This window comes from Streptomyces sp. NPDC045967, assembly GCF_056430495.1.
Window position 1 is genome coordinate 17,356 of the sequence record NZ_JBWKLE010000020.1, and the last position, 25,354, is coordinate 42,709.

The 25,354-nt window shown below is 74.3% G+C and carries 27 protein-coding genes and 1 pseudogene; 8 read left to right on the plus strand and 20 right to left on the minus strand.

The window, feature by feature from the left end:
• Positions 1-15: 15 nt before the first annotated feature.
• Together AC07FY_RS27825 and AC07FY_RS27830 are read right to left on the minus strand one after the other, a co-directional pair.
• The gene (locus AC07FY_RS27825; RefSeq protein ID WP_479011431.1) at positions 16-228 is read right to left on the minus strand and encodes a DUF4287 domain-containing protein; all 213 of its coding nucleotides are present in this window, start codon (positions 226-228) and stop codon (positions 16-18) included.
• Positions 229-290: 62 nt separating this feature from the next.
• The gene (locus AC07FY_RS27830; RefSeq protein WP_479011434.1) at positions 291-1,097 is read right to left on the minus strand and encodes an alpha/beta fold hydrolase; all 807 of its coding nucleotides are present in this window, start codon (positions 1,095-1,097) and stop codon (positions 291-293) included.
• Between the two features lie 129 nt (positions 1,098-1,226).
• Here AC07FY_RS27830 and AC07FY_RS27835 point away from each other — a divergent pair, with 129 nt between their 5' ends.
• Positions 1,227-1,835: a TetR/AcrR family transcriptional regulator gene (locus AC07FY_RS27835; protein ID WP_479011436.1), complete on the plus strand. Its 609-nt coding sequence runs from the start codon at positions 1,227-1,229 to the stop codon at positions 1,833-1,835.
• Between the two features lie 274 nt (positions 1,836-2,109).
• Here the strand turns inward: AC07FY_RS27835 and AC07FY_RS27840 are convergent, their stop codons facing one another.
• Complete coding sequence (locus AC07FY_RS27840; RefSeq protein WP_479011439.1) at positions 2,110-3,846, minus strand: BCCT family transporter; 1,737 nt, start codon at positions 3,844-3,846, stop codon at positions 2,110-2,112.
• A gap of 333 nt (positions 3,847-4,179) precedes the next feature.
• Between AC07FY_RS27840 and AC07FY_RS27845 the strand changes: the two genes are divergently transcribed.
• Positions 4,180-4,371 carry a hypothetical protein gene (locus AC07FY_RS27845; protein WP_479011442.1) on the plus strand — a complete coding sequence of 64 codons (192 nt, stop codon included), beginning with the start codon at positions 4,180-4,182 and terminating at the stop codon, positions 4,369-4,371.
• Between the two features lie 125 nt (positions 4,372-4,496).
• On the opposite strand, the gene AC07FY_RS27850 is transcribed toward AC07FY_RS27845, so the two are convergent.
• Positions 4,497-4,712: a hypothetical protein gene (locus AC07FY_RS27850; protein WP_479011445.1), complete on the minus strand. Its 216-nt coding sequence runs from the start codon at positions 4,710-4,712 to the stop codon at positions 4,497-4,499.
• 175 nt (positions 4,713-4,887) lie between these two features.
• On the opposite strand from AC07FY_RS27850, the gene AC07FY_RS27855 reads away from it, so the two are divergent.
• The 4 genes from AC07FY_RS27855 (at position 4,888) to AC07FY_RS27870 (ending at position 7,665) form a co-directional block, all read left to right on the plus strand.
• Positions 4,888-5,163, plus strand: a complete 276-nt coding sequence (locus tag AC07FY_RS27855) for an early set domain-containing protein (RefSeq protein WP_479011448.1) — start codon at positions 4,888-4,890, stop codon at positions 5,161-5,163.
• A gap of 166 nt (positions 5,164-5,329) precedes the next feature.
• Complete coding sequence (locus tag AC07FY_RS27860; RefSeq protein ID WP_479011451.1) at positions 5,330-5,938, plus strand: GOLPH3/VPS74 family protein; 609 nt, start codon at positions 5,330-5,332, stop codon at positions 5,936-5,938.
• A gap of 206 nt (positions 5,939-6,144) precedes the next feature.
• Positions 6,145-6,576 carry an NfeD family protein gene (locus tag AC07FY_RS27865; RefSeq protein ID WP_479011454.1) on the plus strand — a complete coding sequence of 144 codons (432 nt, stop codon included), beginning with the start codon at positions 6,145-6,147 and terminating at the stop codon, positions 6,574-6,576.
• Between the two features lie 3 nt (positions 6,577-6,579).
• Positions 6,580-7,665, plus strand: coding sequence for an SPFH domain-containing protein (locus AC07FY_RS27870; RefSeq protein ID WP_479011457.1), 1,086 nt, complete (start codon positions 6,580-6,582; stop codon positions 7,663-7,665).
• A 566-nt stretch (positions 7,666-8,231) separates the two neighbouring features.
• On the opposite strand, the gene AC07FY_RS27875 is transcribed toward AC07FY_RS27870, so the two are convergent.
• The 7 genes and pseudogenes from AC07FY_RS27875 to AC07FY_RS27905 all read right to left on the minus strand — a co-directional run bounded on the left by AC07FY_RS27875 (position 8,232) and on the right by AC07FY_RS27905 (position 12,911).
• Positions 8,232-8,705, minus strand: a complete 474-nt coding sequence (locus AC07FY_RS27875) for a DUF5709 domain-containing protein (protein ID WP_479011460.1) — start codon at positions 8,703-8,705, stop codon at positions 8,232-8,234.
• Positions 8,706-8,767: 62 nt separating this feature from the next.
• A complete protein-coding gene (locus AC07FY_RS27880) occupies positions 8,768-9,082 on the minus strand; it encodes a hypothetical protein (protein WP_479011462.1) in 315 nt (104 codons plus the stop codon).
• Positions 9,083-9,131: 49 nt separating this feature from the next.
• A complete protein-coding gene (locus tag AC07FY_RS27885; protein ID WP_479011465.1) occupies positions 9,132-9,545 on the minus strand; it encodes an SRPBCC family protein in 414 nt (137 codons plus the stop codon).
• A 212-nt stretch (positions 9,546-9,757) separates the two neighbouring features.
• Entirely contained in the window at positions 9,758-10,171 is a 414-nt protein-coding gene (locus AC07FY_RS27890) for a CBS domain-containing protein (RefSeq protein ID WP_479011467.1), read from the minus strand.
• Between the two features lie 66 nt (positions 10,172-10,237).
• Positions 10,238-10,750: pseudogene (locus tag AC07FY_RS27895) on the minus strand (cytochrome P450 family protein); the annotation flags it as partial.
• Between the two features lie 208 nt (positions 10,751-10,958).
• Positions 10,959-12,011: a glycosyltransferase family 9 protein gene (locus tag AC07FY_RS27900; RefSeq protein ID WP_479011470.1), complete on the minus strand. Its 1,053-nt coding sequence runs from the start codon at positions 12,009-12,011 to the stop codon at positions 10,959-10,961.
• A gap of 153 nt (positions 12,012-12,164) precedes the next feature.
• The gene (locus tag AC07FY_RS27905; RefSeq protein WP_479011473.1) at positions 12,165-12,911 is read right to left on the minus strand and encodes an SDR family oxidoreductase; all 747 of its coding nucleotides are present in this window, start codon (positions 12,909-12,911) and stop codon (positions 12,165-12,167) included.
• A gap of 486 nt (positions 12,912-13,397) precedes the next feature.
• Between AC07FY_RS27905 and AC07FY_RS27910 the strand changes: the two genes are divergently transcribed.
• Positions 13,398-14,660: an MFS transporter gene (locus AC07FY_RS27910; protein ID WP_479011731.1), complete on the plus strand. Its 1,263-nt coding sequence runs from the start codon at positions 13,398-13,400 to the stop codon at positions 14,658-14,660.
• 73 nt (positions 14,661-14,733) lie between these two features.
• Here the strand turns inward: AC07FY_RS27910 and rfaE2 are convergent, their stop codons facing one another.
• From rfaE2 to AC07FY_RS27955, 9 genes are all read right to left on the minus strand, one after another.
• Positions 14,734-16,131 (minus strand): D-glycero-beta-D-manno-heptose 1-phosphate adenylyltransferase, encoded by a 1,398-nt coding sequence (gene rfaE2 / locus AC07FY_RS27915; protein ID WP_479011475.1) that lies wholly within the window; start codon positions 16,129-16,131, stop codon positions 14,734-14,736.
• Positions 16,128-16,799: a D-sedoheptulose-7-phosphate isomerase gene (locus AC07FY_RS27920; protein ID WP_479011477.1), complete on the minus strand. Its 672-nt coding sequence runs from the start codon at positions 16,797-16,799 to the stop codon at positions 16,128-16,130. The genes rfaE2 and AC07FY_RS27920 overlap by 4 nt, the downstream gene beginning before the upstream one ends.
• 166 nt (positions 16,800-16,965) lie before the next feature.
• The gene (locus AC07FY_RS27925) at positions 16,966-18,237 is read right to left on the minus strand and encodes a glycosyltransferase (protein ID WP_479011479.1); all 1,272 of its coding nucleotides are present in this window, start codon (positions 18,235-18,237) and stop codon (positions 16,966-16,968) included.
• A complete protein-coding gene (locus tag AC07FY_RS27930; RefSeq protein WP_479011481.1) occupies positions 18,234-19,196 on the minus strand; it encodes a glycosyltransferase in 963 nt (320 codons plus the stop codon). The genes AC07FY_RS27925 and AC07FY_RS27930 overlap by 4 nt, the downstream gene beginning before the upstream one ends.
• Complete coding sequence (locus AC07FY_RS27935; RefSeq protein ID WP_479011483.1) at positions 19,193-20,269, minus strand: glycosyltransferase family 9 protein; 1,077 nt, start codon at positions 20,267-20,269, stop codon at positions 19,193-19,195. The genes AC07FY_RS27930 and AC07FY_RS27935 overlap by 4 nt, the downstream gene beginning before the upstream one ends.
• Positions 20,266-20,928, minus strand: coding sequence for a D-glycero-alpha-D-manno-heptose-1,7-bisphosphate 7-phosphatase (locus AC07FY_RS27940; RefSeq protein WP_479011484.1), 663 nt, complete (start codon positions 20,926-20,928; stop codon positions 20,266-20,268). The genes AC07FY_RS27935 and AC07FY_RS27940 overlap by 4 nt, the downstream gene beginning before the upstream one ends.
• Positions 20,925-21,998, minus strand: coding sequence for a glycosyltransferase family 2 protein (locus AC07FY_RS27945; RefSeq protein ID WP_479011734.1), 1,074 nt, complete (start codon positions 21,996-21,998; stop codon positions 20,925-20,927). The genes AC07FY_RS27940 and AC07FY_RS27945 overlap by 4 nt, the downstream gene beginning before the upstream one ends.
• Before the next feature lie 5 nt (positions 21,999-22,003).
• Positions 22,004-23,659, minus strand: a complete 1,656-nt coding sequence (locus AC07FY_RS27950; RefSeq protein WP_479011486.1) for a carbamoyltransferase family protein — start codon at positions 23,657-23,659, stop codon at positions 22,004-22,006.
• Positions 23,660-23,740: 81 nt separating this feature from the next.
• Positions 23,741-24,703 (minus strand): NAD-dependent epimerase/dehydratase family protein, encoded by a 963-nt coding sequence (locus AC07FY_RS27955; protein WP_479011488.1) that lies wholly within the window; start codon positions 24,701-24,703, stop codon positions 23,741-23,743.
• A 375-nt stretch (positions 24,704-25,078) separates the two neighbouring features.
• Here AC07FY_RS27955 and AC07FY_RS27960 point away from each other — a divergent pair, with 375 nt between their 5' ends.
• Positions 25,079-25,330 (plus strand): cold shock domain-containing protein, encoded by a 252-nt coding sequence (locus AC07FY_RS27960; RefSeq protein ID WP_479011737.1) that lies wholly within the window; start codon positions 25,079-25,081, stop codon positions 25,328-25,330.
• Positions 25,331-25,354: the final 24 nt, after the last annotated feature.

Sequence of the window (25,354 nt, forward strand, 5' to 3'; positions counted from 1 at the left end):
GAACGGGTCAGTGCCTCAACGGGCGCTGTCCTCGGCCAGCGTGTGCGCGACGAGCGCGTTGGCGTGCCCGTGGCCCAGCCCGTGCTCGGTCTTGAGCCAGCCGACGAGCTCCATGTGCTTGGTCAGGGGCGACGTCCGGATGATCTCCTTCCATTCCGCGATCGGGCGGCCGTACTTCTTCTCGATCGAGGGGAAGTAGCTCGCGGGCCCCTTCACCGGTGCGTTCATGCCCATGCTTCTTTCCGTGGTTCGTGATGCGGGATTGCGCTGGTCCGTCCCTGGGTGTCCGCTCATGCGGGGTGCTCCTCGGTGAAGAAGCCGATGAGGGCCGGGGCCAGGGCCTTCGCGTCGATGGTGTGGTCCTCGCCCGGGAAGACGCGCAGGATGAAGTTGTCGCCCGCCGCCGCGAGTTCCGTTGCGCCGGTCAGCATGTGGGGCGCGCCCGCGTCTCCGCTGCCGACGAGCACGGGCACCGCCACGGACGCCCACCGGTCGACCGGCAGGGGCCGGCCGGACATGGTGTCGCCCATGATCCGGCCGTCGTAGGCGAGGGTGGGGGCGACGGCTTCCATGCCCGCCCAGAACGGGGACTGCCGCATGCCGGCGACCGCCTCGTCGGGCAGGCCGATCGCGGCCGTCATGAAGTAGGCGACGGCGTCCCCGTACGCCTCCCGGCCCGCGAGCTCGGTCAGGTGCTCCACGTAGTCGGTGGGCAGCGGCGGGCGGCTGCCGTCGGTGATGAACGGCGGCTCGTACAGGGCGAGGCGGGATACGGCGCTGCCCCGGGCGGCGGCCTCCAGGGCGAGGACGGCGCCCGAGGACATCCCGAAGACCCTCGCCGATCCGCCGCCCGGGCCGTGGATCAGCGCGTCGAGGTCCTCGATCTCGCGCCGCACCTCGTAGGCGGGTCCGTCCCCGCTGTCGCCGCGGCCCCGGCGGTCGTACGTGATCACCGTGAAGTGCTCGGCGAGCAGATCGGCGAGTGCGGCGGAGTCGCCGCGGGTCATGAAAGCACCGCCGACGAGCACCACCGCGGGGCCCGACCCCCGCTCCTCGAACGCGATGGCCGTGCCGTCGGCCGAAACGACCTTGTCCATGTGAACCCCCGTACATGCATGGCGCGGAGGCCCGGCAGGCCCCCGCGTGGAACTGGACGGTACAGTACCCATACGAGTACTGGTCAGTCCAGTACTATCCGGAGGGCGGATCGAACAGAGGAGCTCGTGATGGACAGCCGGTCAGCGCGCAAGCATCAGGCGATCCTGGACGCCGCGACCACCGTGTTCCTGAGCAAGGGGTACTCGGGCACGAGCATGGACGACATCGCCAAGCTCGCCGCGGTCTCCAAGCAGACCGTCTACAAGCACTTCGCGGACAAGGAGAAGCTGTTCGCCGAGATCGTGCTGGCCACCACGGACCGCGTCGACGCCATGGTCGACCTGGTGGCCGACATCCCCGCCGAAGCCGATTCCCTGGACGAGAACCTGACCGGCCTCGCCCGACAATTCCTGGTGGCCCTCACCCAGCCGCAGGTGATCCAGCTGCGCCGGCTCGTCATCGCCAACGCCGAGGCGTTCCCCGAGCTGGGTGCGGCCTGGTACGAGCAGGGTTTCGAACGGGTCCTGGCGACCCTGGCGGCCACATTCCGGCGGCTCACCGAGAAGGGGCTGCTCACCACCGAGGACCCGATGGTCGCCGCCCACCACTTCGCCGGACTGCTGCTGTGGATCCCGGTGAACCAGGCGATGTTCCGCGGCAGCACCGGCCACACCGACGCCGAACTCGACCACTACGCCACCAGCGGCATCCGCGCCTTCCTCGCCGCCTACCGCTGACCCGCCAGGTGCCCCGACCGGGTCAGCGCCTGGGGGACCCGGGGCCGGTCCCGGCGGAGGAAGTCCCGGTCGAGGTCCTCTCCGGCCTCCCGCGCGTCCTGCTCGAACACCGTGACCGTGCGACCCCGCCCATCCGAGCAGGAGAGCCGCCCCCCAGCCCGCCGCTACGTCCACCGACGACCGCGACCCGCCCCGACGTCCGCCCCTTCGCGTCATGTTGCGGGACGGGCCTACGGCGCGGCGGTCTCCGGCCCGTAACCGGTGCCCGCGCCCGTCAGGAGGACGGGGACGGGGGCGAAGCCGGGGACGGCGGTTCCGGGTTTTCGCGGTCGCCGTCGTTCTTCGCCGCTCCGGGTGCCGGATCCCGGGCCGGGCCGATGCGGATCTCGAACTGGCCCGCGTACTTCTCGTGGCCGGCGATCACCGCCTCCTCCACCGCCTCCTCGGCGAGTTCACCGCGGACGATCAGCGGGTCCTGGCGCAGGTCCCGCAGGAGGGCCCAGCACATGCCGATCATCACCAGGACGAACGGGGCCGCGACGAGGATCGTCAAGTGCTGGAGGCCCGCCAGGGCGTCGCCCTTGCCCTCGCCGACGAGCAGCATCACCGCCGCCACTCCCCCGGTCACCACGCCCCAGAAGACGACGACGAGCCGGGCAGGTTCGAACGTGCCCTTCTGGGAGAGGGTGCCCATCACGATCGACGCCGCGTCCGCGCCGGAGACGAAGAAGATGCCGACCAGGATCATCACGAGCAGGCTCATGACCCCCGCAAGCGGGAATTCCTGCAGCACGCCGAAGAGTTGCGCCTCGGGCGTGGTCGCACCGCCGAGGTCTCCCTGCTCCTTCAGCCGCATGGCCGTTCCGCCGAAGACGGCGAACCAGACCAGGCTGACGGTGCTGGGCACCAGGATGACGCCGCCGACGAACTGCCGGATGGTGCGACCGCGGCTGATGCGGGCGATGAACATGCCGACGAACGGCGTCCACGAAATCCACCAGGCCCAGTAGAAGACCGTCCAACTGCTCAGCCAGTCGGCGACGTCACCACCGCCGGTGGCCGCCTCCGTGCGGCCCATCAGCTGGGGCAGCTCGTCGAAGTACGCCGCGAGGGAGGTCGGGATCAGGTCGAGGACCAGGATGGTCGGCCCGACGACGAACACGAAGACCGCCAGGATGACGGCCAGCACCATGTTGATGTTCGAGAGCCACTGGATGCCCTTCTCCACACCCGAGACGGCGGAGAAGACGAAACACACGGTCAGCACGCCGATGATGGCGACGAGCAGCCCCGTCCCGGCCTTGCCCAGCCACCCCACCTCGTGCATGCCGCTGCCGATCTGGAGCGCGCCGAGCCCCAGGGACGTGGCGGAGCCGAACAGCGTGGCGAAGATCGCCAGGATGTCGATCACCCGGCCGGGTGCGCCCTCGGCGCGCTTCTTCCCGAGGAGCGGCACGAAGACGGCGCTGATCGTCTGCCTCCTGCGGCGCCGGAAGGTGCTGTACGCGATGGCCAGGCCGACCACCGCGTAGATCGCCCACGGGTGCAGCGTCCAGTGGAAGAGCGTGGTGGCGAGCGCCGTCTGCATGGCGTCCGCCGAGTCGGCGGGGTCGGTGCCCGGCGGCGGGGTGGTGTAGTGCGCGAGGGGTTCACTGACCCCGTAGAACATCAGGCCGATGCCCATGCCGGCGCTGAACATCATGGCGACCCACGAGACGGTGCTGAATTCGGGCTTCTCGTGCTCCTGACCGAGTTCGATCCGTCCGTACCGGCTGACGGCGAGCCAGAGCGCGAAGACGACGAACCCGGAGGCGGCCAGGACGAACGCCCAACCGGCGTTGTGCATCAGGCCGTTCAGCAGGGTGTCGGAGACGCTCTCCAGCGTGCTGGTGGCCGTGACGCCCCAGATCACGAAGCCCAGGGTCAGTACGGCCGTCACACCGAACACCACCCGGTCGGTGACGGGCGCCCTGTCCTCCTGCGGGTGGCGGCCGGGCAGAGCCGCCTTCACGGGGAGCCGCAGCCTTTGCCCCGGTTTACGTTGCTCCTGAGACACAGGCGGCACCTTTCGCGATCATGGCCAGATATGGCTTCTGGTATCCCGTATCACGTTGTGCACTCCTGTCCCGGCATCAACAGGCGTCGCCGCCGCACCCACGTCATCGGGCGTGGTCGCCGGGCCGGTTGTCCGGATGCGGCCACCGCCGTCCACGCGCACGGGCGGGGCCCGGCGCCCGCCGCCGATCGGATGAGGCTTCGGGCCGCACCGGCAGGTCCCGGCCGATCCGGCGGCCCGGGGTTCTAGCTTCGGGTTTCCTTTGCCGCTCCGCAGAGAGGGTCCCGCATGCGTTTCCTCCTCACCACCCTGGCCGCCGGCGCCATCGTCTTCGGCACTGCCAGAATCGCGAGCGCCGACGTGGCCGTGGAGTACGAGCCGCAGCCTTCGTACACCTTGGTCTTCGGCGACTGGTTCCAGTTCGCCGCGGATGACGTGTTCAACGCCGGGCACGACAACACCGTCGGATCCGACAACTGACCGAGAGCACCGTGGCGCCGCCCGGCTGGCGCCGACCCGCCGGGCGCCGCGCCGACCAGCGCGAGACCTCGGAGGGCCGCTGCCTTCCGAGGTCTCGCGCTGCTCGCCGTGGCGCTCCCCCGGCGCTAGTTTCCGAGGCCGCCCGTGACCGTACCGACGAGACCGCCCTCCGAGACGACGTCACCCGCGAGTTCGCCGGTGGCGAGGTCGTCGGTCGGCAGGCCCGCCCCGAGGTCACCGATCGCGGGTACGGCGTCCAGGGGGCCGTCGGCTGCCTGGGCGACACCCGTGACGGACAGGGCCGCCCCGGCCAGGGCGACGGCGGCGAATACGCGCTTCATGTTGTTCATGCCATGCGAACGCGTTCCCCCGGGAAGAGTCACGGCCGGGCACGGCCCAGCCGCCGGCGCGGCCGCGCGGGCGAAGGGAGTCACCCCCTCGGCCTCCTCCGCAGGCTCGCCGGGACCGTCGGCCCGAGGATGAACGGCGACACCCCCTGCCGTCAGGAGTCCCCTCATGCTGGAACGCAAGCGACTCAAGCACCACTCCCAGGTCACCTTCGTCCTGCCCGCCGACGCCCCTCCCGGCCCGGTCTGCGTGGTGGGCGACTTCAACGACTGGCAGCCCGGCGCCCACGTGCTGGAGCCCCGCGACGACGGCATGCGCGCCGTCAGCGTGGCCCTGCCGGACAAGACCGTCCAGTCGTTCCGCTACCTGGCCGCCGGCGACTACTGGTTCGACGAGGAGCACGCGGACGACCACGACGGCGTCAACAGCCGCCTGCACACCTGAGCCCCACGCGGGTGACCGGCCGCGCCGCGGCGCGCACGTCCCGCCCGTTGCCGGCGTCTGCGGTCCGGCGTGACCTTCTCCCTGCTTTACGCGCCCGGAGCGATACTTGACCCGCACCCCGCCCCGGTAAGGGACGCGGGTCCGGCCGACGACGAGGGAGTCGCAGATGACCACGGCGAGAGACCTGTTCACCGTTGCCCTGGAACCCCGGCCGGAAGGCTCCGCGGGGCAGGGCGACCTGTCCCTGGCTCTCGCCGGCGCGGAACTGATCGACCTCCTCCGTGCGCAGGTCGTCGACCTCGACGGCGACCTCATCGTGCCCGGACCGCAGCCGGGCCCGGACGACCGGCTGCTCGGCGCGGCGGCTTCGGCACTCGTGCGGCAGGTGCCGTACGAGCACGTCGCGGACTGGCTCTGGCGCCGCGGCCGCGATCTGGCGGCGGCCTACCAGCTGGCGTTCGAGGAGGAGGGACTGCTGGCGCACGCCCGGCGCGGCCGCCTGAACCTGGGGGCCGAGCGCATGGAGCTGGTCGACACACCGACCCGCCGCAGGGCGCGGAGCCGGTGGGAGGCGGACGAACCCGTCCTGGAGGCCCTCGCCGCGGCCGTCGGCATCCACCGCGGGGACGCCCCTCAGGAGGAGGCCGGAGCGGGCGGCGATGCGGTGACGACCGTGCTGGCCTCGGTCAACGACGCGGTGATGGAACTGGAGGCGGTACGCCAGCGGCGTTCCATCGAAAACGCGGCCTTCGCCAACGTGTGGCGGGTCCCGTAGGTCGCCGCTCCGCGCGCCCGGCCGCCAGGCAGCGTTCGTCTCCACGTCCCGCCTCCCGGCTCCCGGCTCCCGGCTCCCGGCTCCCGCCATTCGTCTCTGTCCGGCCACTCATCCGGGTTCCGGGTGAAAATTTCCGGGTAAATCCCTACAAAAGGTGCCCCGAGGCGCACTGATCGCTCTCCTGCACCCACGGGGAGGCGTACGGCATGGATCCCTGGCTCATCTGGCTGATCGCGGCTCTCGTCCTGGGCGCGGTGGAGATCGTCACGCTCACCGCGGCACTGGGGCTACTGGGAGGCGCGGCGCTGGTCACGGCCCTGTTCGCCGCGGTCGGATTGCCCGTTCCCTGGCAGTTCCTGCTCTTCGCGGTCGTGGCGACGGTCGGCGTGGTCTTCATCCGCCCGCTCGCGCTGCGCCGCCTGTCCTCCCCGCCGGGCGCGCGCTTCGGCGTGGACGCCCTGGTCGGCAGGTCCGCCTATGTGACCTCCGAGGTGTCGAAGCTGGGCGGCAGGGTCCGGATCGGCGGTGAGGAATGGAGTGCGCGGGCCTATGACGAGACGCTGGTGATCCCTCCCGGCACGACCGTCGACGTCATCGAGATCAGCGGCACCACCGCGCTCATCTATCCCCGGGAGTGAGCCATGGAGCTTTCCGCCTTCCTGATCGCCGGCTTGCTCGTGGCGGTGCTCGCCGTCTTCACCGTGGTGCGGGCGGTACGCATCGTTCCGCAGGCCCGCGCCCGCAACGTCGAGCGGCTCGGCCGCTACCACCGCACCCTTAAACCCGGGCTCAACGTCGTCATCCCGTACGTCGACCGCGTCTACCCGGTGATCGACCTGCGCGAGCAGGTCGTCTCCTTCAAACCGCAACCGGTCATCACGGAGGACAACCTGGTCGTCGAGATCGACACCGTCCTCTACTTCCAGGTCACCGATCCGCGGGCCGCCGCCTACGAGATCGCCAACTTCCTGCAGGCGGTGGAACAGCTGACCGTGACCACCCTGCGCAACGTCGTCGGCTCCATGGACCTGGAGAAGACCCTGACCTCGCGGGACACCATCAACAACCAGCTGCGCGGAGTGCTCGACGAGGCCACCGGGAAGTGGGGACTGCGGGTCAACCGGGTGGAGATCAAGGCCATCGACCCGCCGCAGTCCATCAAGGACGCGATGGAGAAGCAGATGCGGGCCGAGCGGGACAAGCGGGCCGCGATCCTGGGGGCCGAGGGGCAGCGCCAGTCCCAGATCCTCACGGCGGAGGGCGACAAGCAGTCCGCCGTCCTGCGGGCGGAGGGCAACCGGACCGCGGAGATCCTCAAGGCCGAAGGGCAGTCGCGCGCCATCGAGGAGGTGTTCCAGGCCGTCCACCGCAACGACCCCGACCCCAAACTGCTGGCCTACCAGTACCTGCAGGTGCTCCCCCAGCTCGCGCAAGGCCCCGGCAGTACGTTCTGGGTGATACCCGGCGAGGTGACCTCCGCCCTCCAGAACGTGACGCGCGCCTTCACCGAAGCCCTCCCCCAGTCGGCCGCCACCCGCGCGGCGTCCTCCGACGATCTGGCCGTCCAGGCGGCGAACGACGCGGCGAAGGCGGCCGAAGCCGCTGCGGAGGCCCTCGCCGACGCCGCGGAAGCGGACACCGAGGCCGGCAACGCGCTCGCGGGGCGCCGTGGGGACCGGGGACGCGGTGACGACGGGACACCGCTCCCGGCCGGTCCACCGACCTGACCGGCTGGGACGCGCCCTTCGGGCCCTTGACTCTGCCGCTCGTCAGCCGCTCGTGCTGGGCTGGGAGGCACGCTGGTGCCCGCCCCGGCCGCCTCGGTGTCAGGCGGTCGCAGCGGCCTCGCGGCGGTAGAACGCTGACCAGGGCCAGGAGCTCGGCTTCCGCGCCGAGGTCGATCTCCCCGCGCGGGCGGACGCGCACGGTGGCGACCGCGTGCTCGACGACGAGCTCGAATGAGGTCCGGTCCAGCCGGTCCATGGCGGGCGCTCCCTCCGGATGAGTGTGCCGACCGTGGCCTTGCCCGTGGCTGCGGTTCCCATCCGGCCGCGCCTTGCCGTAGCGGTCCGCCCAGGAGAGCGGCGCCATCAACGCGACCGCGCCGCCGCCGGGCGGAGGGTGGTCTCCGGGAGGCACGCTGCCGTCGCCGGGCGGCGGGGCCGTGCGTCGGCCGGCCCTGCGGCTTCACGCGCCGCGGGCCGGCCGTTCGGGTGTCCTCCGTCCGGCTTCGGGCAGGACGGGCTCCGGAGGACCTCACGCCTGGGGTCCCGTCCGGCCCCAAGGACGTGCCCTAGACGTCCTCGCCCGGCTCGTCCCGGACCACGTGCATGGCGGCTTCCTCCGCGGCGGCCGCGCCCCCGTCGACGCCGTGGTCCTGCGCGACGAGTTCCTTGACGGTGTCGGTGCGCGCCCCCTCGTCCGGCGCGGTGAGACGGCCCGCGCGGACGGTGCCGACCTCGTCGTCCAAGGGCTCGCCGTCACCTCCGGGAAGGTCACCGAGCCCGTCGCCGGGATCCTGGCCGGTCTCGGGCACTTCCTGGGCCAGCCGCTGGTCCAGGGACTCGCCTTCGTGCTGCTCCGCGGCGGTCGTGCCGTACTTCGTCACGCCGAGCGGCTTCTCGGGGGGCGAGTAGCCCTCGTCCAGGATGTCGTCGTACGTCCGCTCCTGCACCGCGTTCTGCAGGTCGAGCGGGGCGGCGTCCTCCTGCTCCTCGTTGCCGCCGGTCGGCTGGTACACGTCGTCTCCGAGCTGTTCGTCACTCATGCCGCTCTCCTGTCCTGCTCTGCTCCCGGTATGCCTGTGCCGGGTCCGCCGTCGTCGGAGGGTCAGGGCCGGGGGTCCGTGCGCCGCCACGGAGGGCGGGCGTCCGGGCCCCGGCGGCCGGCGGCCGCGGCGCACCGGCGGCACAGCCGCCGGACGCGGTCTGCGGCGCCACCGGACTCGGGAAGCGCGTCCGCCCAGGACACGTGGGGGAAACGGGTCAGCTGGGACCGGCTGAGGGAGAGCCCGCACACCGTTCCGTTCCGCCCCGGCTCCCAGGCGTGGACCTCCCCGGCGGGAAGTCTGCGCCGCCCTCCGTCTTCTTCCTCGGTCCACTGCCCCGTGGCGGCGACCGCGTAGACCTTGCGTGCTGTGGCCATACCGTGCGGCTACCACGCCGGCGGCCGGGCATGCGGCCGCGCGCCGACTTCAGCCGGCCGTGCCGTCGACCCGCAGACGCACCTGGTCCTCCAGACGTTCCAGGCTGCGGTCGAGGAGGGCGTTGACCGCCTCTTCGCCGGGGTCGTGCTCCTCGGTGAAGAAGGAGAGGTGCACGGTCACCTCACTGGGCCCGCCGTCCAGACCCGCCACCTGGAGCCATCCGGTGTAGGCGCCGTCGTCCCTGGTTCCCCACTCCAGCCGCATCTGCTCCGGCCGCTCCCTCAGCAGCCCCGCCGTCTCCTCCGCGCCGCCGTTCTCGCTCACCGTCACGGCGGGCAGCCCGTCGTCGTGGACGCGGATCTCCTCGGGGAGCCACTGGTCCATCTGGTCCACCCGGGCGGCTTGATCGAAGACGTGCTCGGGGAGGGCCGGCATCGTGCGGGAGCGTTCGTACTCGGTCATCGGACGTCGCCTCTCTTGTCAGGGGAGCGTTCGACGGGGCGCCTGCCCGGTCGGGCGCGGGTCACGCCCCTGTCGAGCGCACGGAAGGTACGCACACGGCGGTGTGGCGGCCGCTGGTGCTGTGCGACCGCCACACCCGGGTGTACGCGCGTACGTGCGGGGACCGACGCGTCCGGCGCCTCGCGCGGCGCCAGGCGCGGGCCCCCTCTGCCTCAGGTGGAGAGCGCCTCCAGGAGGTCGCCCACCTGGGCGTCGGGCAGGGCCCGTGCGACGTCGGCCTGAGCGACGATGCCCACCAGGCGGTGGCCGTCGATGACCGGGAGCCGGCGCACCTTGTGCTCGGTCATGGTCCTCAGGATTTCCCGGGCCTCGTCGTCCGCGCCGATGGTCACCGCCTCGCCCTGGGCGAGTTCACCGGCCGTGCACTGACCCGGGTCCTTCCCCGCGGCCAGGACCTTCACCACGATGTCGCGGTCCGTGAGCATGCCCTTGAGCTTGTCGTCCGTGCCGCAGATCGGCAGGGCTCCCACCTCGAGCTCCGCCAGCTTGCGGGCCGCTTCCAGGACGGTTTCGTCGGCACCGATGCAGTCCGCGCCTTCGGTCATGATCTCGCGGGCGGTGGTCATGGTCCGTCTCCTTTCTCCAGCTCTTGCACAGCGTTCGCCCCCGCGCCTACCCCGTCGCCCGGGGTGTCAACAGGGCGACGCGCCCCTACGGATGACGAAGCCGCTGCGGGGGCGGGTGGGCACCCGGGACAGCGGGATCGCAAGGTCCTGCGGCGGCACCTCGAAGTCGAGGCGGCGTCCCACAGCTCGGCATCGTGGTTGTGCCCGTACAGGTCGAGGAGGACGGGGGTGTCCTCGGCGATCTCCTCGCCCCGCCAGGTCAGGTCGGTCGCCGCGAGCCCCGCGACGAATGGGGCGAACGGGTGGAACCGCCGCACCTCGTGGGAGAACGCCCGGGCGTACCGCCCGTCGTGCTCCGCGCGCAGCAGTGCCCGGTGGGCGGGCCAGCGGTGCAGCGCGTGCGCGGCGGTGGGCGGTGCCGTCCAGGGTGTGCACGGCTCCCTGCCCGAAGAGCGTGTCGAGCACGGGTGGGGGGAGGGCCGAGGTACGTCTGACGTGCCGCTCGTCGTAGAAGAAGGCGTTGGCGCCCGGACCGTACAGGGCGATCGCGGGGCGGCCGAGCAGTCGGGTGCGGACCGGTCGGTCGTCCGCTGCACAGCGGCCGACGGACGTCGTGATAGGGGGCATAACGGCTCGGCTACCCGCCCGGTCCGTCACCCACGGGTCCTGCGCCGACACCGCTCCTTCGGCGGAGCCCACCGCGGAAGGAGGGGGCCGGGGCGGGGGCCGCGACCGCCGGCGGGGGGCCGCGGCACGGGCCCCGCGACCGCCGCGGCCGACCGGCGCGTCAGCCAGGGTCGGGAGCGGCGTCCGCAGCCGGACCGAGCAATGCCGTGGCCGCCCGCAGCACCTCCTGCGCCGAGATCCGCAGCAGCCGGGCATCGGGCACGGTCCCGTGGGCGTCCCCGGGGCGCAGGGGGTCCTCGTCGGCCCGCGGGTGCCACAGCACCCGGTGCGGGGTGCCGGGCGGCGGTCCCCACAAGCGGGGGGCCACCGGGCCGAACAGGACGACCGACGGGGTGCCGAGTGCCGTGGCCAGGTGGGCGAGGCCGGTGTCCCCGACGACGACGCAGCGCGCTTCGGCCACCAGGGCGCAGAGCTGCGGGAACGGCACGTCGTCGGCGCCGCCCAGTACCGCGCCGGGTGGCAGCCCGGCCGCGGCCGCCACCCGGCGGGCCAGCGGGCCTTCGCCCGCGCCGGCGGTGACGACGACCCGGTGCCCGGCGCGGGCCAGGGACCGTGCGACCGCGGCGAACCGCTCCGGCGGCCAGCGGCGGGCGGCGGCGTCCGCTCCCGGATGCAGGACGACGGCGCCGGGCGCCGGCGACGGGCACGCCGGGCGGGGGATGCGCAGGTCGGCCGGGTCCGCCTCGATGCCGTACCAGCCCAGCAGTCGGCACCAGCGGACGCGCTCGTGCTCGTCCGCGCGCCATGCGGGTCCGGCGGTGTCCGGCGCGTGCGGGTGCCCGAAGGCGAGGAGCCGCCCCGGCCGCAGGCGTTCGAGGAGGCCGCGACTGGCCGGCCCGTTGCCGTGCAGGTCCACCGCTACCTCGGGCGGCGGACCGGCCCACGCGAGCGCGGGCGGCACCTCGCGAGCGGGCGCTCCGGCGGGCAGCAGGCGGTCCACCACGCCGGTCGCGGCGACCGCCGCGGACAGGCGGGCGGGGGCGGCCAGCACGATGTCGTGGTCCGGCATGCCGCGACGCAGTGCCCGCAGGCACGGCACCACCGTCAGCAGGTCGCCGAGTCCCAGGGCGCGCAGGACCAGTACCTGCGGACGGGCTCCGGGCAGGGGGCGGCCCCCGGTGCGCGTGGGGGTGGTGCGGACGTCTTCGCTCACGGAACCTCCTGGCCTGAGGCCGAGGCTGACGGCACGGGGATCCGGCCCCGGCCGACGGTCAGCGGCCGAGGCCAAGGTTGGGGGGGACGGAGGCGGAGGCGGAGGCGGGGACGGAGGCAGCGGCAGCGGCAGCGGTCAACCGGCCACCGACCGTCAGGGCCAGGACGGTTCCCTGCGCGGTACGACGACCAGTTCGGCGACGGCGCTGCCGACCGGCACGGACAGCGCGTACAGGACCGTGTCGGCGACGATCTCGGGGCTCTGCAGCATCGAGGTGTCAGCGTCGGGGAATCGCTCCATGATGAAGGCGGTCTCCATGCCGCCCGCGATGATCCCGGTCACGCCGATGCCCTCGCAGTCGCGCTGGGCCTCCTTGAAGAGGGTGTGCGTGAACGCCCGCAGTCCGGACTTGCTCGCCGCGTACGGTCCGGCCTCGGTCCAGGTCCGGTTGGCCGCGGTCGACAGGATGTTGACGATGTGGCCGCCGCCCCGGGCCACCATGCGGCGGTACGCCTCCAGGCTGAGGTACATCGGCCCCAGAAGGTTGGTCGTCACCACCCGGGAGACCTCGTCCGCGGTGAGGTGCTCGACCGGCTTCGAGACGTCGACGGCGGCGTTGTTGACGAGGATGTCCACCCCCCGGCCGGTCTCGTCGATGTCCCGGAAGACGTCGGCCACGGCGCCCGGGTCGCACACGTCCAGGCTCACGGCGCGGGCCAGGCTGCCCTGGGCCGTGAGGTCCTCGCACAGTTCCTTGGCCAGGTCCTCCCGTACGTCCGCCACGACGACCGCGGCTCCCGCGGCGGCCAGGCGGCGGGAGATGGCGGCTCCCAGGCCGCGGGCCCCGCCGGTGACCAACGCTTGTCTCCCGCTCAGATCCGTGTACGACGCGCCACTCATCCGCATGCCTTCCCTCTACGGTTCGCCGACCCGCCGGGCGTTCCGCCGCGGTGCGGGCACTTGTCCCCCACTGTCACCACCGGGAGCCTCCCCGGCACGCCGGGTTAGGCCGCAGGGCGTCCGGGGGCACCCCGACAGCCGTACGGGCCACCCGAAGTCGGCGTCCGGGCCCGGCGTGTGAGCAAGGCCACCGTGTAGCCGGATGCCGGACGGGGCAAGGGCCGCGGGCTCCGCTCGCCGGGGCGTGAGGGGTAGGTCACCGTGGCGGCCCGGTCAGGTCTGTCAGCATGGTCCGGGACCGATTCCCCCGTCTCTCCGGGCGCCGCTGCGCCGACGGTGCGGCAGGCCCGTTCCCCGCCTGTCCTGCCGTCCTCGCGTCCCCCGGGTTTGTCTTCTGTGTCTGCGTCCGTTCCCTCTTCCCCCCTGCCTTCGTCCGTCGCCGCCGCGCCGTCCCGCTCGCCGTGGCGGTCCTTGCGTCACCGCAGCATGCGCTGGTGGGCCGTCGCGAACTTCGTGTCGAACGCCGGTACGTGGATGCAGCTCACGGTGCAGAACCTGCTGGTGCTCCAGATCACCGGTTCGGCCGCCGCGACGGGCCTGTCCGTGTCCGTCCAGGCCGCGCCCGGTCTGCTGTTCGGCCTCATGGGCGGCGCGGCCGTCGACCGCTGGCCGCGCAAGCTCACCGCCGCCGTGGGGCAGGCGCTCCTGGGCGCGGTGGCCCTGGTGACGGCGGTCCTGGTCATGCTGGACCGGCTCGACCTGCCGGTGCTGCTCGTCCTGGCGGCGGTCACCGGCCTGATCGCCACCGTGGACGGGCCCGCCTGCGCCCTGCTGGGCAACGACCTCGTCCCCGCCGACGACGTCCCCTCGGCGATCGGGGTCGGCTCGCTCGTCCACAGTGCCGGCCGGCTCACCGGCGCCGCGCTCGCCGGGGTGGCCGTCGGCCTCCTGGGCACGTCCGCGGCGTACGCGGCGAACGGCCTGTCCTTCCTCTTCGTCGCGTGCGTGATCCCCTTTCTCAGGCCGGTGCGTTCCGCGGGCACGGTCCGTGCGCCGGCCGCCACCGGTAAGGCGCCGTCAGGTTCGGCCGACGGGGGCGGCTCGAGTGCGCGGGACGGTCTGGCCTTCTTCATGCGCCGCCCCCGGCTCGTCGCGCTGGCCGGTCTCAACGCGATCAGCGCGCTGTTCGGCCGCAACTACTCGCTCACGCTGGTGGTCCTGGTCACCGGGCCGCTGGCGGGTGACGCGGCGTCCTTCAGCACGGTGGCCACGGTCCTCGCCGTCGGCGGCATCATCGGGGCTGTGCTGGGCGCGCGGCTGCGCCGGCCCGGCGTACGGCTGGTGGGAGTCCTGACGGTGGCCGGGGCGCTGCTCCAGGTTCTGGCGGGCCTGTCGCCCTCGCTGGCGGTGCTGCTCGTCCTCGTCCTTCCGATGGCCATGGCGGAGTCCGTCGGGGACACCGCGCAGTCCACGGTGCTGCAGACCGATCCGCCGGCCCACATGCGCGGCCGCGTCCTGGGGGCCTGGTCCAGCATCCGCACCCTGTGGGGGCTCGCGGCGCCGCCCCTGCTGGGGCTGATGATGGAGCTGGCCGGGGTACGCGCCGCCCTGGTGGCGGGCGGACTGGTGGTGACCGCGGCCGTGGCGGCGGGCTACCTGCTGCGCGGCCGGGGAGCCGGCCGGGTCTCGCCCGCCCGGGTGCCCGCGGTGGCCGTGCCGGTCCGCGCCGAGCTGGGGACGGCGGCCTGAGCGCTGCCGACGCGCCCCCGACGGCCCGTCGCCGGCCGGCCGAGCCGCGGGGAAGAGCCGCGCCGCCGCCGGCTCAGGGGGTGGTACGGGCTCCCGCGGCGGCGCGTGCCGCCCGGTCGGCGAGGCCGGTGGTGGACCGGCCGTCGAGGTAGGGCAGGACGACGGTCTGGCCGCCCCAGCCGCGCATTACCGCTGCCTCCGGCAGGGCTTCGGCCGAGTAGTCGCCGCCCTTGACCCACACGTCGGGCCGCAGGGCACGCAGCAGCTCCTGCGGGGTGTCCTCCTCGAAGGCCACGACGGCGTCGACGCTGCCGAGGGCCGCCAGCACCCTCATGCGGTCCTCCAGGTGGGTCAGCGGGCGGCCCGGGCCCTTCAGACGCCGCAGGGAGGCGTCCGAGTTCACGCAGACGATCAGGCAGTCGCCGATGCGCCGGGCGCTGTCGAGGAGCCCCACGTGGCCGGCGTGCAGCAGGTCGAAGCAGCCGCCCGTGGCGACCACGGTGCCGCCGCCGGCCCGGACGCGTGCGGCGAGGGCGAACGCGTCGTCCGCGGCGGGGTTCGCGGGAGCGCCCGGTTCGCCGGTGCGCCAGAGGCCGGGGTCGGACGCGCCGCCGGCCGCGACGAACGCGGCGGCGCCCGCCACCGCCCGCTGCACCGCTTCCTCGGGGAGTGCGCCGTCCGCGAGGGCGACGGCGGCGAGGGCGGCGAAGCAGTCCCCGGCACCGCACGGGTCTCCCGTGGCGGGGTAGGGAACCGGCACGAGCATCGGTGCGGCCGATCCGGGCCGGGTGAGCAGCGCCCCGCGGTCTCCGAGGGTCACGGCGACCGAGACGGCCTGCCAGCGCTCCGCCAGTTCGGCGCCGCGCCGGGCGTGTTCGGCCAGGGCATGCCCGTCGCCCGGGGACAGCGCGGCGGCCTCGGCCGCGTTCGGGGTCACCAGGCGGGCCGCGGGGACCGGCGGGCCGCCGCGCGGGTGCGGGTCCCACACCAGCGGCGCCCGTCGGGCCGCGTCGGCCAGCAGCGGCCGCACGGCGTCGGCGGTGCCCCTGCCGTAGTCGGCGACGAGGACGGCGTGCGCCCCGGCGAGGACCTCGCGGACGGCCGCGGGGACGGGGCCGACCTCGCCGCCTCCCCGGTCCATCCGGACCAGCGGCAGGCGGCCGGCCAGTACCCGGGTCTTGACCGGGAGGGTGCCGTGCAGCGGGAGTTCCACGAGCCGGACCCGCCCGCGCAGCGCCTCGCGCACCGTGTGGCTGGCCTCGTCCTCGCCGAGCGCCGTGACCAGCACGACGTCCCGGCCGGTGCGGGCGGCCAGGGCCGCGGCCAGTCCGGCGCCGCCGGGACGGGAGACCTCGGCGGTGACGTCGACGACGGGCACCGGGGCGTCGGGAGCCAACCGGTCCACGTCGCCCTGGACGTCGCGGTCGAGCAGGACGTCGCCGACCACGACGAGCGGGCCGGTGGTGCTCACGGCGTCCTCCCGAGGACGGGTGCCTCCGGCCGGGGCGTCTTGCCGCGAGCGGTCCGGACGGTGGTGGTGGTCGTGGTGGGGGTCTTCGCGGTGAGGGCGGCGTCGAAGGACTCGCACAGCAGGTGCACGGCCACCAGGTGGGTCTCCTGGACGGTCGCGGTGGTCGCGGCGTCGATGCACAGGGCCTGGTCGGCCGCTTCCGCGAGCGGGTTCGGGGAGGCGCCGGTCAGGGCCCAGACCTCCACACCGGCCGCACGGGCCGTCATCGCCGCGGAGAGCAGGTTGGCGCTGCGCCCGGAGGTGGAGAGCAGGAGCAGGACGTCGCCGTCGCGGCCGTGCGCCGCCACCTGGCGGGCGAAGACGTGCTCGAATCCGTAGTCGTTGCCGATGGCCGTCATGCTGGAGGTCTCGGCGTGCAGGGAGATCGCCGAGTAGGCGGCGCGTTCCTCGCGGTAGCGTCCGACGAGTTCGGCGGTCAGGTGCTGTGCCTGTGCCGCGCTGCCGCCGTTCCCGGCGGCGAGCAGCCGTCCGCCGGCGGGCAGTACCGAGGCGAGCCGGTCGCCCCAGTGGGCGAGTTGGTCGAGGCCCTGGACGCGCAGGCGGTGCAGGGCGTCCTGGAGGGACTGGCAGTGCTGGTGCGCTGCGGCGTGTGCGCGGGTCTGGCTCATGGCGTCGGGCCGGCCGCTCGCGGGAGCGGTCCGCGCCCCACCTCCTTCGGGTTTCGGGGCTGCGCGGAACGGGCCGCCGGTCCGGCGGGGCCGGAAGGGCGGCGGAGGGGGGCGGGGGCGCGCCGGGCGCCCGTCGGCGGGCTCATGGCGCCTGCCGTCGGCGGGTTCATGTCGCCCCGGCGGCGGTCAGGCGCAGGGTGAGGGTCGAGTGGTAGGCCCGCTCGGTGGCGGCGGCGACCTGGGCCCAGCCGTACCTGCTCGTCACGCGCCGCCGGCCGGCGGCGCCGTAGGCATCGCGCAGGCCGGGGTCGGCCAGCAGCCCGGCCACGGCGTCCGCGAGGGCGCGGGGGTCTCCGGGCGCCACCAGGCGGCCGGTCTCCCGGTCGACGACGGTGTCCAGTTGCCCCCCGACGGCGCTGGCCACGACGGGCCGGCCGCAGGCCATGGCCTCCAGCGGCACGATGCCGAACGGCTCGTAGTCCGCGGGGCACAGGACGACGTCGGCGCTGCGCATCAGGGCGGGCACGTCCGCGCAGGGCACCGCGCCGAGGAACCGCACCCGGTCGGCGACCCCGGCGGTGCGGGCGAGGTCGCGCAGGCGGCGTACCTCGGGATCGGCGTCCAGGTGGCCGGCCTGCGGGCCGCCCGCGATGACGAGTTCGGCCTCCGGCAGGCGCGCGAGCGCGGCCAGCGAGACGGCGGCGCCCTTGCGCGGCACCAGCCGGCCGACGTGGAGCAGCCGGTACCGGTGGGTGGTCCCGCGGTCGGCGACGGGGCCCTCGGGGCAGAACCGCTCGGTGTCCACTCCGCACGGGACGACGTCGGCCTTGTCGGCGGGGATCCCCATGTCCTCGAGCTCGGCGACCTCGTCGCGGCAGGTGGCCACCACCCGGTCGCAGCCCAGGCCGATCTCGCGTTCCAGGCCGATGCGGGAGGGCGGGCTCGTGTCGGCGCCGCCCTGGTGCCTCTTCTTCACCGTTCCCAGCGCGTGGTAGGTGTGCAGCATCGGCAGCCGCAGCTCGCGTGCGGCCGTGAGGGAGGCGAGACCCGACATCCAGAAGTGCGAATGGATCAGGTCGGGGCGCGGGCCGTCCTGCCAGTGGCGGGTGAGGTAGTGGGCGAACTCCCTCATGTGCGGGAGGAGCTCGTCCTTCGGAAGGTATTCGGCGGGGCCGGCCGGGACGTGGTGCACCGTGACGCCCGGGCGCAGGGCGGTGCGGTCGGGCAGGTCCCGGGCATCGCGCCGGGTGTAGACCGTCACGCGGTGGCCGCGGTCGGCGAGCGCCCCGGCCAGGCAGGCCACGTGGACGTTCTGGCCCCCCGCGTCGACTCCGCCCAGGGTCGCGAGCGGGCTCGCGTGCTCGGAGACCAGCGCGAGGGACATCGGCCGGCGGGAACGGCGGGCCAGGACGGTCGGCCTCGGCGAGAACGACGTCATGACCGCACCTCCGTCATCAACCGCTCCCAGTCGTCCAGGAAGCGTTTGAGGCCGTAGCGTTCGAGGGCGGCCTGGCGGGCTCGGGCGCCGTCTTCGGCCGCGGCCTGCGGTTCGTCCAGGTAGTGCCGGGCCGCTCGGGCCAGTACCTCGGGCCGGGTGGACAGGACGCCGGTGCCGGGCGGCACCGCCTCGACGGCTTCGGTGGAGGCCAGTGCCACGACGGGCATGCCCAGGTGCATGGCCTCCAGCAGCGACAGTCCGAGCGACGTCCAGCGCACGGGGTGCAGGTAGAGGCGGCGCTGCGCCATTTCGGCGTGCAGCCGCCGCTGGGGCAGCTCGTGCGAGCGGCACCGGTCGGCGGGCAGGCCCAGATGTTCGGCGAGGCCCTCGGTGCGCATGCCGAACACGTCGAGCGGCGCGGAGCGTGCCAGCATCGGCAGGAGGTCCGTGCCGGTGTGCCGGCCCCGGCGCACCGGCTCGTTGACGACGACGGCGGCGCGGGGCAGGGCGCCCGTGTAGAGGTGGCCGGGATCGACGATCCCGTGCTCGATGACCTCGGTACGAGTGGCGCCGTTGTCCCAGAACAGCCGGTTGAAGTGCGTGACGTGCACCAGCGTCAGGTCGTCGCGGTCGGCGCAGGGGTGGCGGGTGCGGGGCACGTCGCCGTCCGGTGCGTTGTGTTCCAGGTAGACCGCGGGCACGTCCCGGCCCGGGCGGCGCCGCAGCCAGCGCTCGGCGAGTTCCGCCTCGTGGGGCCGTTGCAGGACGACGAGGTCCACGGGGGTGTCGGCGAGTTCGGCGGGGCTCACCTCGCGGACGGATTCCGGCCAGTCGAAGGTCCGGGCCCGTCCCAGTCCGTCGGGGCCCCGGTCCGGCGTGACGGGGACGAGGTAGGTGTGGGGTCCCTGGACGAAGGCGGTCGTCCAGGAACCGTGGACGTGCCACAGCAGGATGTTCATACGGTTGCTCCTCGGTCTCTCTCGCCCCGGTCCGCCGTGCGGGCCGGTCTCCCGTTCACGGGCGGGCCCAGGAGCCCGGCCACGGCCGCCAGCAGCTCGTCGTCGCCGACACCGTCCAGGCAGGGGTGCCCGGGCACCGGGCAGTCACGGGCGCGGCTGGCGGCGCAGGGCGCCGTCTGGTCGCCGAGCAGGACGTGGGGCACCCGGTACGGCCGCCAGCGTTCGGCCGGCACGACGGGAGCGAAGGCGCAGACCACCGGGGTGCCCACGGCGCAGGCCAGGTGCATGGGGCCGGTGTTGCCGGTCACGACGACCCCGGCGCCCGCGAGCACGCCCGCCAGTTCGTGGAGGTCCCCGGTGACACCGCCCAGGTCGAGGCCGTGCCGGCCCGCCACCTCGGCGGTCAGGTCCTTCTCCGCCGGGCTGCCGGTGACGACCACGCGATGGCCCGCCCCGTGCAGGGCGGCGGCGGCGCGTGCGGCGCGGCCCGGACTCCACCTGCGGGCGGCGACCGCGGCCCCCGGGTGCAGCACGACGTACGGTTCGGGGCCGGTCAGCCGCGTCGAGTCGGGCGGCGGTTGGATGCCGAGGGCGCCGTCGTCACCGGGTGGCAGCCGGTAGCCGAAGGCGCGGACGAGGTCGAGTGGGGCCTCCGCCTCGTGGCGGCCGGGCCGGCGGTGGTGCCTGAGGTCGAGCAGGGAGCCGGGGTATTCCTCGCAGTCGGCGGCGACCCGCTCCACGCCCGCGAGGGCGAGCAGGAGGGCGGCCGGCAGCGGGCTCTGGTGGTACGACACCAGGATCACGCCCCGGTCGAAGCGGCCCGCGGCCAGGGCGTCCACCAGCAGTCCGCATTCCTCGCGGGAGGTCCTGCCGGGTTCCAGGCCGACCCAGGGGGCGTCGTAGACCAGGACCTGGTCCACGCCGGGCAGCAGACGGGCCGCCGGGACCCCTTGGGGGCCGCAGAGCAACGTGGTGTGCGAGGACCCGGCCGCCACGGCGCGCACGGCGGGACCGGCCAGCAGGACGTCCCCTGCGCTGTCGAGGCGCACGACCAGGCTGCGCGGGGCGCTCATCGTACGGTTCCGCACGGGCGTGCCGGCTCGTCGGACGCCAGGATCAGGCGGACGGCGGCGAGGAGGTCGGGCGCCGTCTCGCGGGCGGTGGCGACCTCGTCGGGCCGGGTGACGGGGGTGGGCACCAGGATGGCACGGGCTCCGGCGGCCTCGGCGGCCCCTACGTCGGCGCCGATGTCGCCCACGACGACGGTGTGTTCGGGGGTCGCGCCGAGCCTTTCGCAGGCGGCGAGGACCAGGCCGGGCGCCGGTTTGCGGCAGCCGCAGCCGTGGTCGGGGCCGTGCGGGCACACCGCCCACACGGCGAACGGGCCGAGCAGCGCGTCGACGCGCCGGCGTACGGCCTCCACCTGGCTCCAAGTCAGGAGGCCGCGGGCGACGCCGGATTGGTTGCTGACGACGCCGACCGGGATCCCCCGCTCGCGGAGGGCCGCGACGGCGGCGCGGGCGGACGGCATGGGGGTCACCCGGTCCGGGTCGCCGTTGTAGGGGACGTCGACGACGAGGGTTCCGTCGCGGTCGAAGAGGACCGCCTGCGGCAGCCGGCCGGCGGCTTCCCGCGCGCCGCGCGGCCGGGGGGCCGGGCGGGGGGCGTCCCACACCCAGGGGCGTGTGCGGGGCAGGGCGCCGTGGTGCCGTCCGGTGGGCGGCGGCCTCATGTCCGCACCCGTTCGCGCGGGGCGTGCCGGGGATCCGCCGCGTCCCGCCGCGCCGGATGCGCGGGCCCGAGGGGGCGGGCGCCGCGGTGGGCGAGGTGGCCCCTCAGCCAGTGCCAGGTGGCGACGGGCGGGATGAGCAGGCTGGTCACCGCCATCGTCAGGGTCTCGGTGCGGGTTTTGGGCCCGGGCGCGATCCGGGCCGCGGCGAACTCGGCGGTTCCGGCCAGCCACCCGGCCGCGCACACGGTGGCAGCGCCGGGCCGGCCCGACAGGGCGCAGCCGACGGCGGCGCAGCCCGCCGCGGTGACGGCGAGGTGCCGGCGCAGCCGCCCGCGCGGGGCCGCGGCCCGCTCCCACCAGTCGGATCCGTGCAGGCGCCGCATCAGGACGTCGTCGGCGTTGCCCGCCTGGACGCGCACGGACACCCAGCGGTCGACGGGCCGCACGGGATGTGTGGTGCGGCGCGTGCCGGCGGCGAGGGTCCAACCTCCGTCGAGGAGGCGCAGGGCCAGGTCGGCGTCCTCCCGGAAGGCCCGGGGGAAGCGTTCGTCGAAGCCGCCGACACCCTCCAGCGCCTCGCGCCGGAAGGCCATGTCGGCGGTGATCCAGCGGGCCGTGGCCAGGCCGGCGGTGTTGCGCTCCCAGTCCGTGGGACGGCGCCCGGGCGGAAGCGGTACGTCGATGCGGGCGGTGACGGCGGCGGTGTCGCGGGACGCCGTGGTGAGGTCGCGCGTGAGGTCGCGGCCCCACGTGGGCCCGGGTACCACGTCGTCGTCCAGGAAGACGATCCACGGCACCCGGCCGGCCGACCGGGCCCCGGTGTTGCGGGCGGCGGCCGGGCCGCGGCCCGCGCCGGCCACCACGGTGGTCACCGGCAGGAGCGCCGGCGGCACGTCCAGGGCGGGGGGCACGGAGCCGGGGCCCGGGCGGTCGTGGACCAGGACGACCGCCGCCGGACCGGTGCCGTCGGCCGTGGCGGCCGCGAGGGCTTCCAGGCAGACCCGGAGGCTGGGCCTGCCCAGGGTGGGGACGACCACGGCGTACGGTTCGGGGGCCTGCTGCCGGGTCAATGCGGTCACGCTTCCCCCTCGGTGCGGAACAGCGGGCCCCGCCGGACGGCGTACGGGCCGATGGCGAGCAGGTCCACGGGGGACGAGCCGAAGCACTCCAGGGCGTCCCGGGGGTCGTCCACCATGGGCCTTCCGGCCGTGTTGAGACTGGTGTTGACGACCACCGGCAGTCCCGTGCGCCGCTCGAACTCGGTGAGCATGCGCGCCACGAGCGGTTCCCGCTGAGCGTCGACGGTCTGGATGCGCGCCGTCCCGTCGACGTGGACGACGGCCGGGATGCGCTCCCGCCAGTCGGTGGCCACGTCGTGGACGAAGAGCATGTACGGGCTGGGGATCGGGCCGTCGAAGATCTCGGCCGCCCGTTCGGCCAGCACCATGGGCGCCACGGGCCGGAACTGCTCGCGGCCCTTGACGTCGTTGAGCCGTTCCAGGTTCCCGGCGTGGCCGGGATGCGCCAGCAGGGAGCGGTGGCCCAGGGCGCGCGGCCCGTACTCGGAACGCCCCTGGAACCAGGCGACGATGGCGTTGTCCGCGAGGGCCTCGGCGACGGTCTCGGCGATGTCCGGTGGCCGCTCGAAGGGTACGCCGGCCGTCTTGAGCCAGGCGCCGATCTCCGCGTCGGACCAGTCGCGGCCGAGGTCCGCACCGGTCATGGGTTCGGGGTCGTCGCCCGCTCCTGCGGCGAGGAGGAGCGCCGAGCCGAGGGCCGTTCCGGCGTCGCCGGCCGCGGGCTGCACCCAGACCCGGGAGAAGGGGCCCTCGCGGGCGATGCGGGAGTTGGCGACGCAGTTGAGGGCGACGCCCCCGGCCAGGGTGAGCACGTCGTCGTGGGTGCGGCCGTGCAGCCAGCGCGCGAGGTCCAGGAGCGTCTCCTCCAGCACGGCCTGGGCGCTCGCGGCGACGTCCGCGTGGGCGGCGGTCCACGGCTCGTCCCCGCCGCGGGGCGGGCAGAACTCCTGCCAGGGGACGCCGGTGGCGTGGAAGCCGCCGTCCCCGGTCGGGTACACGTACCGCCTCAGCTCGTCCAGCATGCGCGGGGTGCCGTGGGAGGCGAGGGCCATCACCTTGAACTCGTCGGAGGACCTCAGGAAGCCCAGGTGGGCGGTGAGTTCCTCGTAGACCAGCCCCAGGGAGTGCGGCAGGTCCTGCGCGTACAGCGGTTCCAGCCGGTTGCCGGTCCGGCGCGCGGCCAGGTGGGAGGCGCGTTCCCCCCGCCCGTCGAGGACCAGCACGGAGCTGGTGCCGGCGCCGTCGGCGGCGAACGCGCCGGAGGCGGCGTGCGCCATGTGGTGGGGTACGAAGCGGACGAGGGCCGGGTCGAGCCCGGGGAGCGCCGTGGCGAGGAAGCCCGGGGCCTCGCGGGCGTAGGTCTGCCGCAGGTGGTCCCACGGGTCGTGCAGGCCCAGGGACTCGGCGGGCTGGGCCAGGGCCGGATCGTAGGAGTAGGCGACGGCGTCCAGGTCCTGCGGGCGCAGGCCGGCGCGGCTCAGGCACCATGCCGCGGCCTGCTCGGGCAGCTCCCAGGCGGAGAACGGCAGGGGCCGTTTGCCGTGTTTGCGGCGGGAGAACCGCTCCTCCTCGGCCGCGGCGACCGTACGGCCGTCGATGACCAGGGCGGCGGCGGGGTCGTGGAAGAGCGCGTTGATGCCGAGGATGCGCATGGCGGAACGGACCTTTCGGCTGTGGGACGTACGGGGTGCCGGCGCCGGTGCGGGCGCCGGACGGCAGGACGTGCTCGCGGGTCAGTTGCCGGGGTGGTCGCGGAACCAGGCGATGGTGCGGCGCAGCCCTTCCTCGGCCGTCACGAGCGGTTCCCACTGCAGCTTGTCGCGGGCCAGCGTGATGTCGGGGCAGCGCACGGCGGGGTCGTCGGTGGGACGCTCGACGAAGCTGATCTCCGAGGTGGAACCGGTCAGTTCGATGATCCACCGGGCCAGTTCCAGCATGGTGAGCTCGTCGGGGTTGCCGAGGTTCACAGGCCCCGGCATACCGTGGGCGGCGGCGTCGAGGATGCCGGAGACGGTGTCGTCGACGTAGCAGAGCGACCGCGTCTGGAGGCCGTCGCCGGTGACCGTCAGCGGTGCGCCGGCCAGGGCCTGGCGGATGAAGGTCGGCACGGCGCGGCCGTCGTAGCCCCGCATGCGCGGGCCGTAGGTGTTGAACAGGCGCACGACGCAGGTGTCGGTACCGAGCGCCGCGTTGTGGGCCGTGGTGAGGGCCTCGCCGAAACGCTTCGCCTCGTCGTAGACGCTCCTCGGACCGACCGGGTTGACGTGGCCCCAGTACCGCTCGTTCTGCGGGTGCTCCAGCGGATCGCCGTAGACCTCGGAGGTGGACGCGAGGAGGAAGCGGGCTCCCGCGCGGTGGGCGAGCTCCAGCGCGTTGCGGGTGCCGAGGCTGCCCGCTTCCAGCGTGTGCAGGGGCAGCCGCAGGTAGTCGGCGGGAGAGGCCGGGGAGGCGAGGTGGAGGACCAGCTCGGGCGGCCGCTCCACGGTGAAGGGCCGGGAGACGTTCGCCTCCCGGAGGGTGAAGCCGGGCCGGCCGACGAGGTGGGCCACGTTCTCGGGCCGTCCCGTGCTGAAGTCGTCGACGCAGGTGACGGCGGTACCCGCCTCGATCAGGGCGGAGCACAGGTGCGAGCCGACGAAGCCCGCACCGCCGGTGACGACCGCGTGCTCCCAAGTCCGTGATGTGTGAGGGCCCATCGTGTTCTCCTCGTGAACAGGCGGAGAGCGCGGGACGCAGGGATCGAGGGCCGGCGACCGGCGCCGTCTCGCACCTGGGAACAACCCGCAGGGTGCCCTCAGCCTGCCCGAGCACCTGGCGTACCGCTCGGGGAAGCAGCGCATTCGGGTGACGACCCGTGGTGACCGGCCGTCGCCCCGGGGCACGGCGCCGTCCCTGGCCCGGGGCGGCGGCCGGTGGCTGCGGACGGGTGACCGGGCCCGCGCCGCGGCGTGCCGCGCCCCGGCCGGGAGCCGCGGAGCCGCTGTGGCGGGGCCCGCGGGTCCGTCCCCCGTACGACGGGTGGGCCCGGGGAACGGTCTTGGACGGGGGTTTCGGCTGTGGCGACGGGCAAGGTGAAGTGGTTCGGCGCCAGGATGGGCTTCGGCTTCATCGTCCAGGACGACGGGGGCCCGGAGGTCTTCGTCCACTACTCCTCGCTCCAGGGAACGGGCTTCCGGGTCCTGCGGGAGGGCCGGCTCGTGCGCCATGAGGAACACCGGCGGAGGTCACGCTCGCGCCCGCCGCTGTCCTGGGGCGCGCCGCCGAGGACGGCGTCCCGGTCGGCGGTTCCGGCTTGGTCTGCACCCGGCCCAGATGGGCCTTGATCGAGGACAGCGAAGCACCTCGGC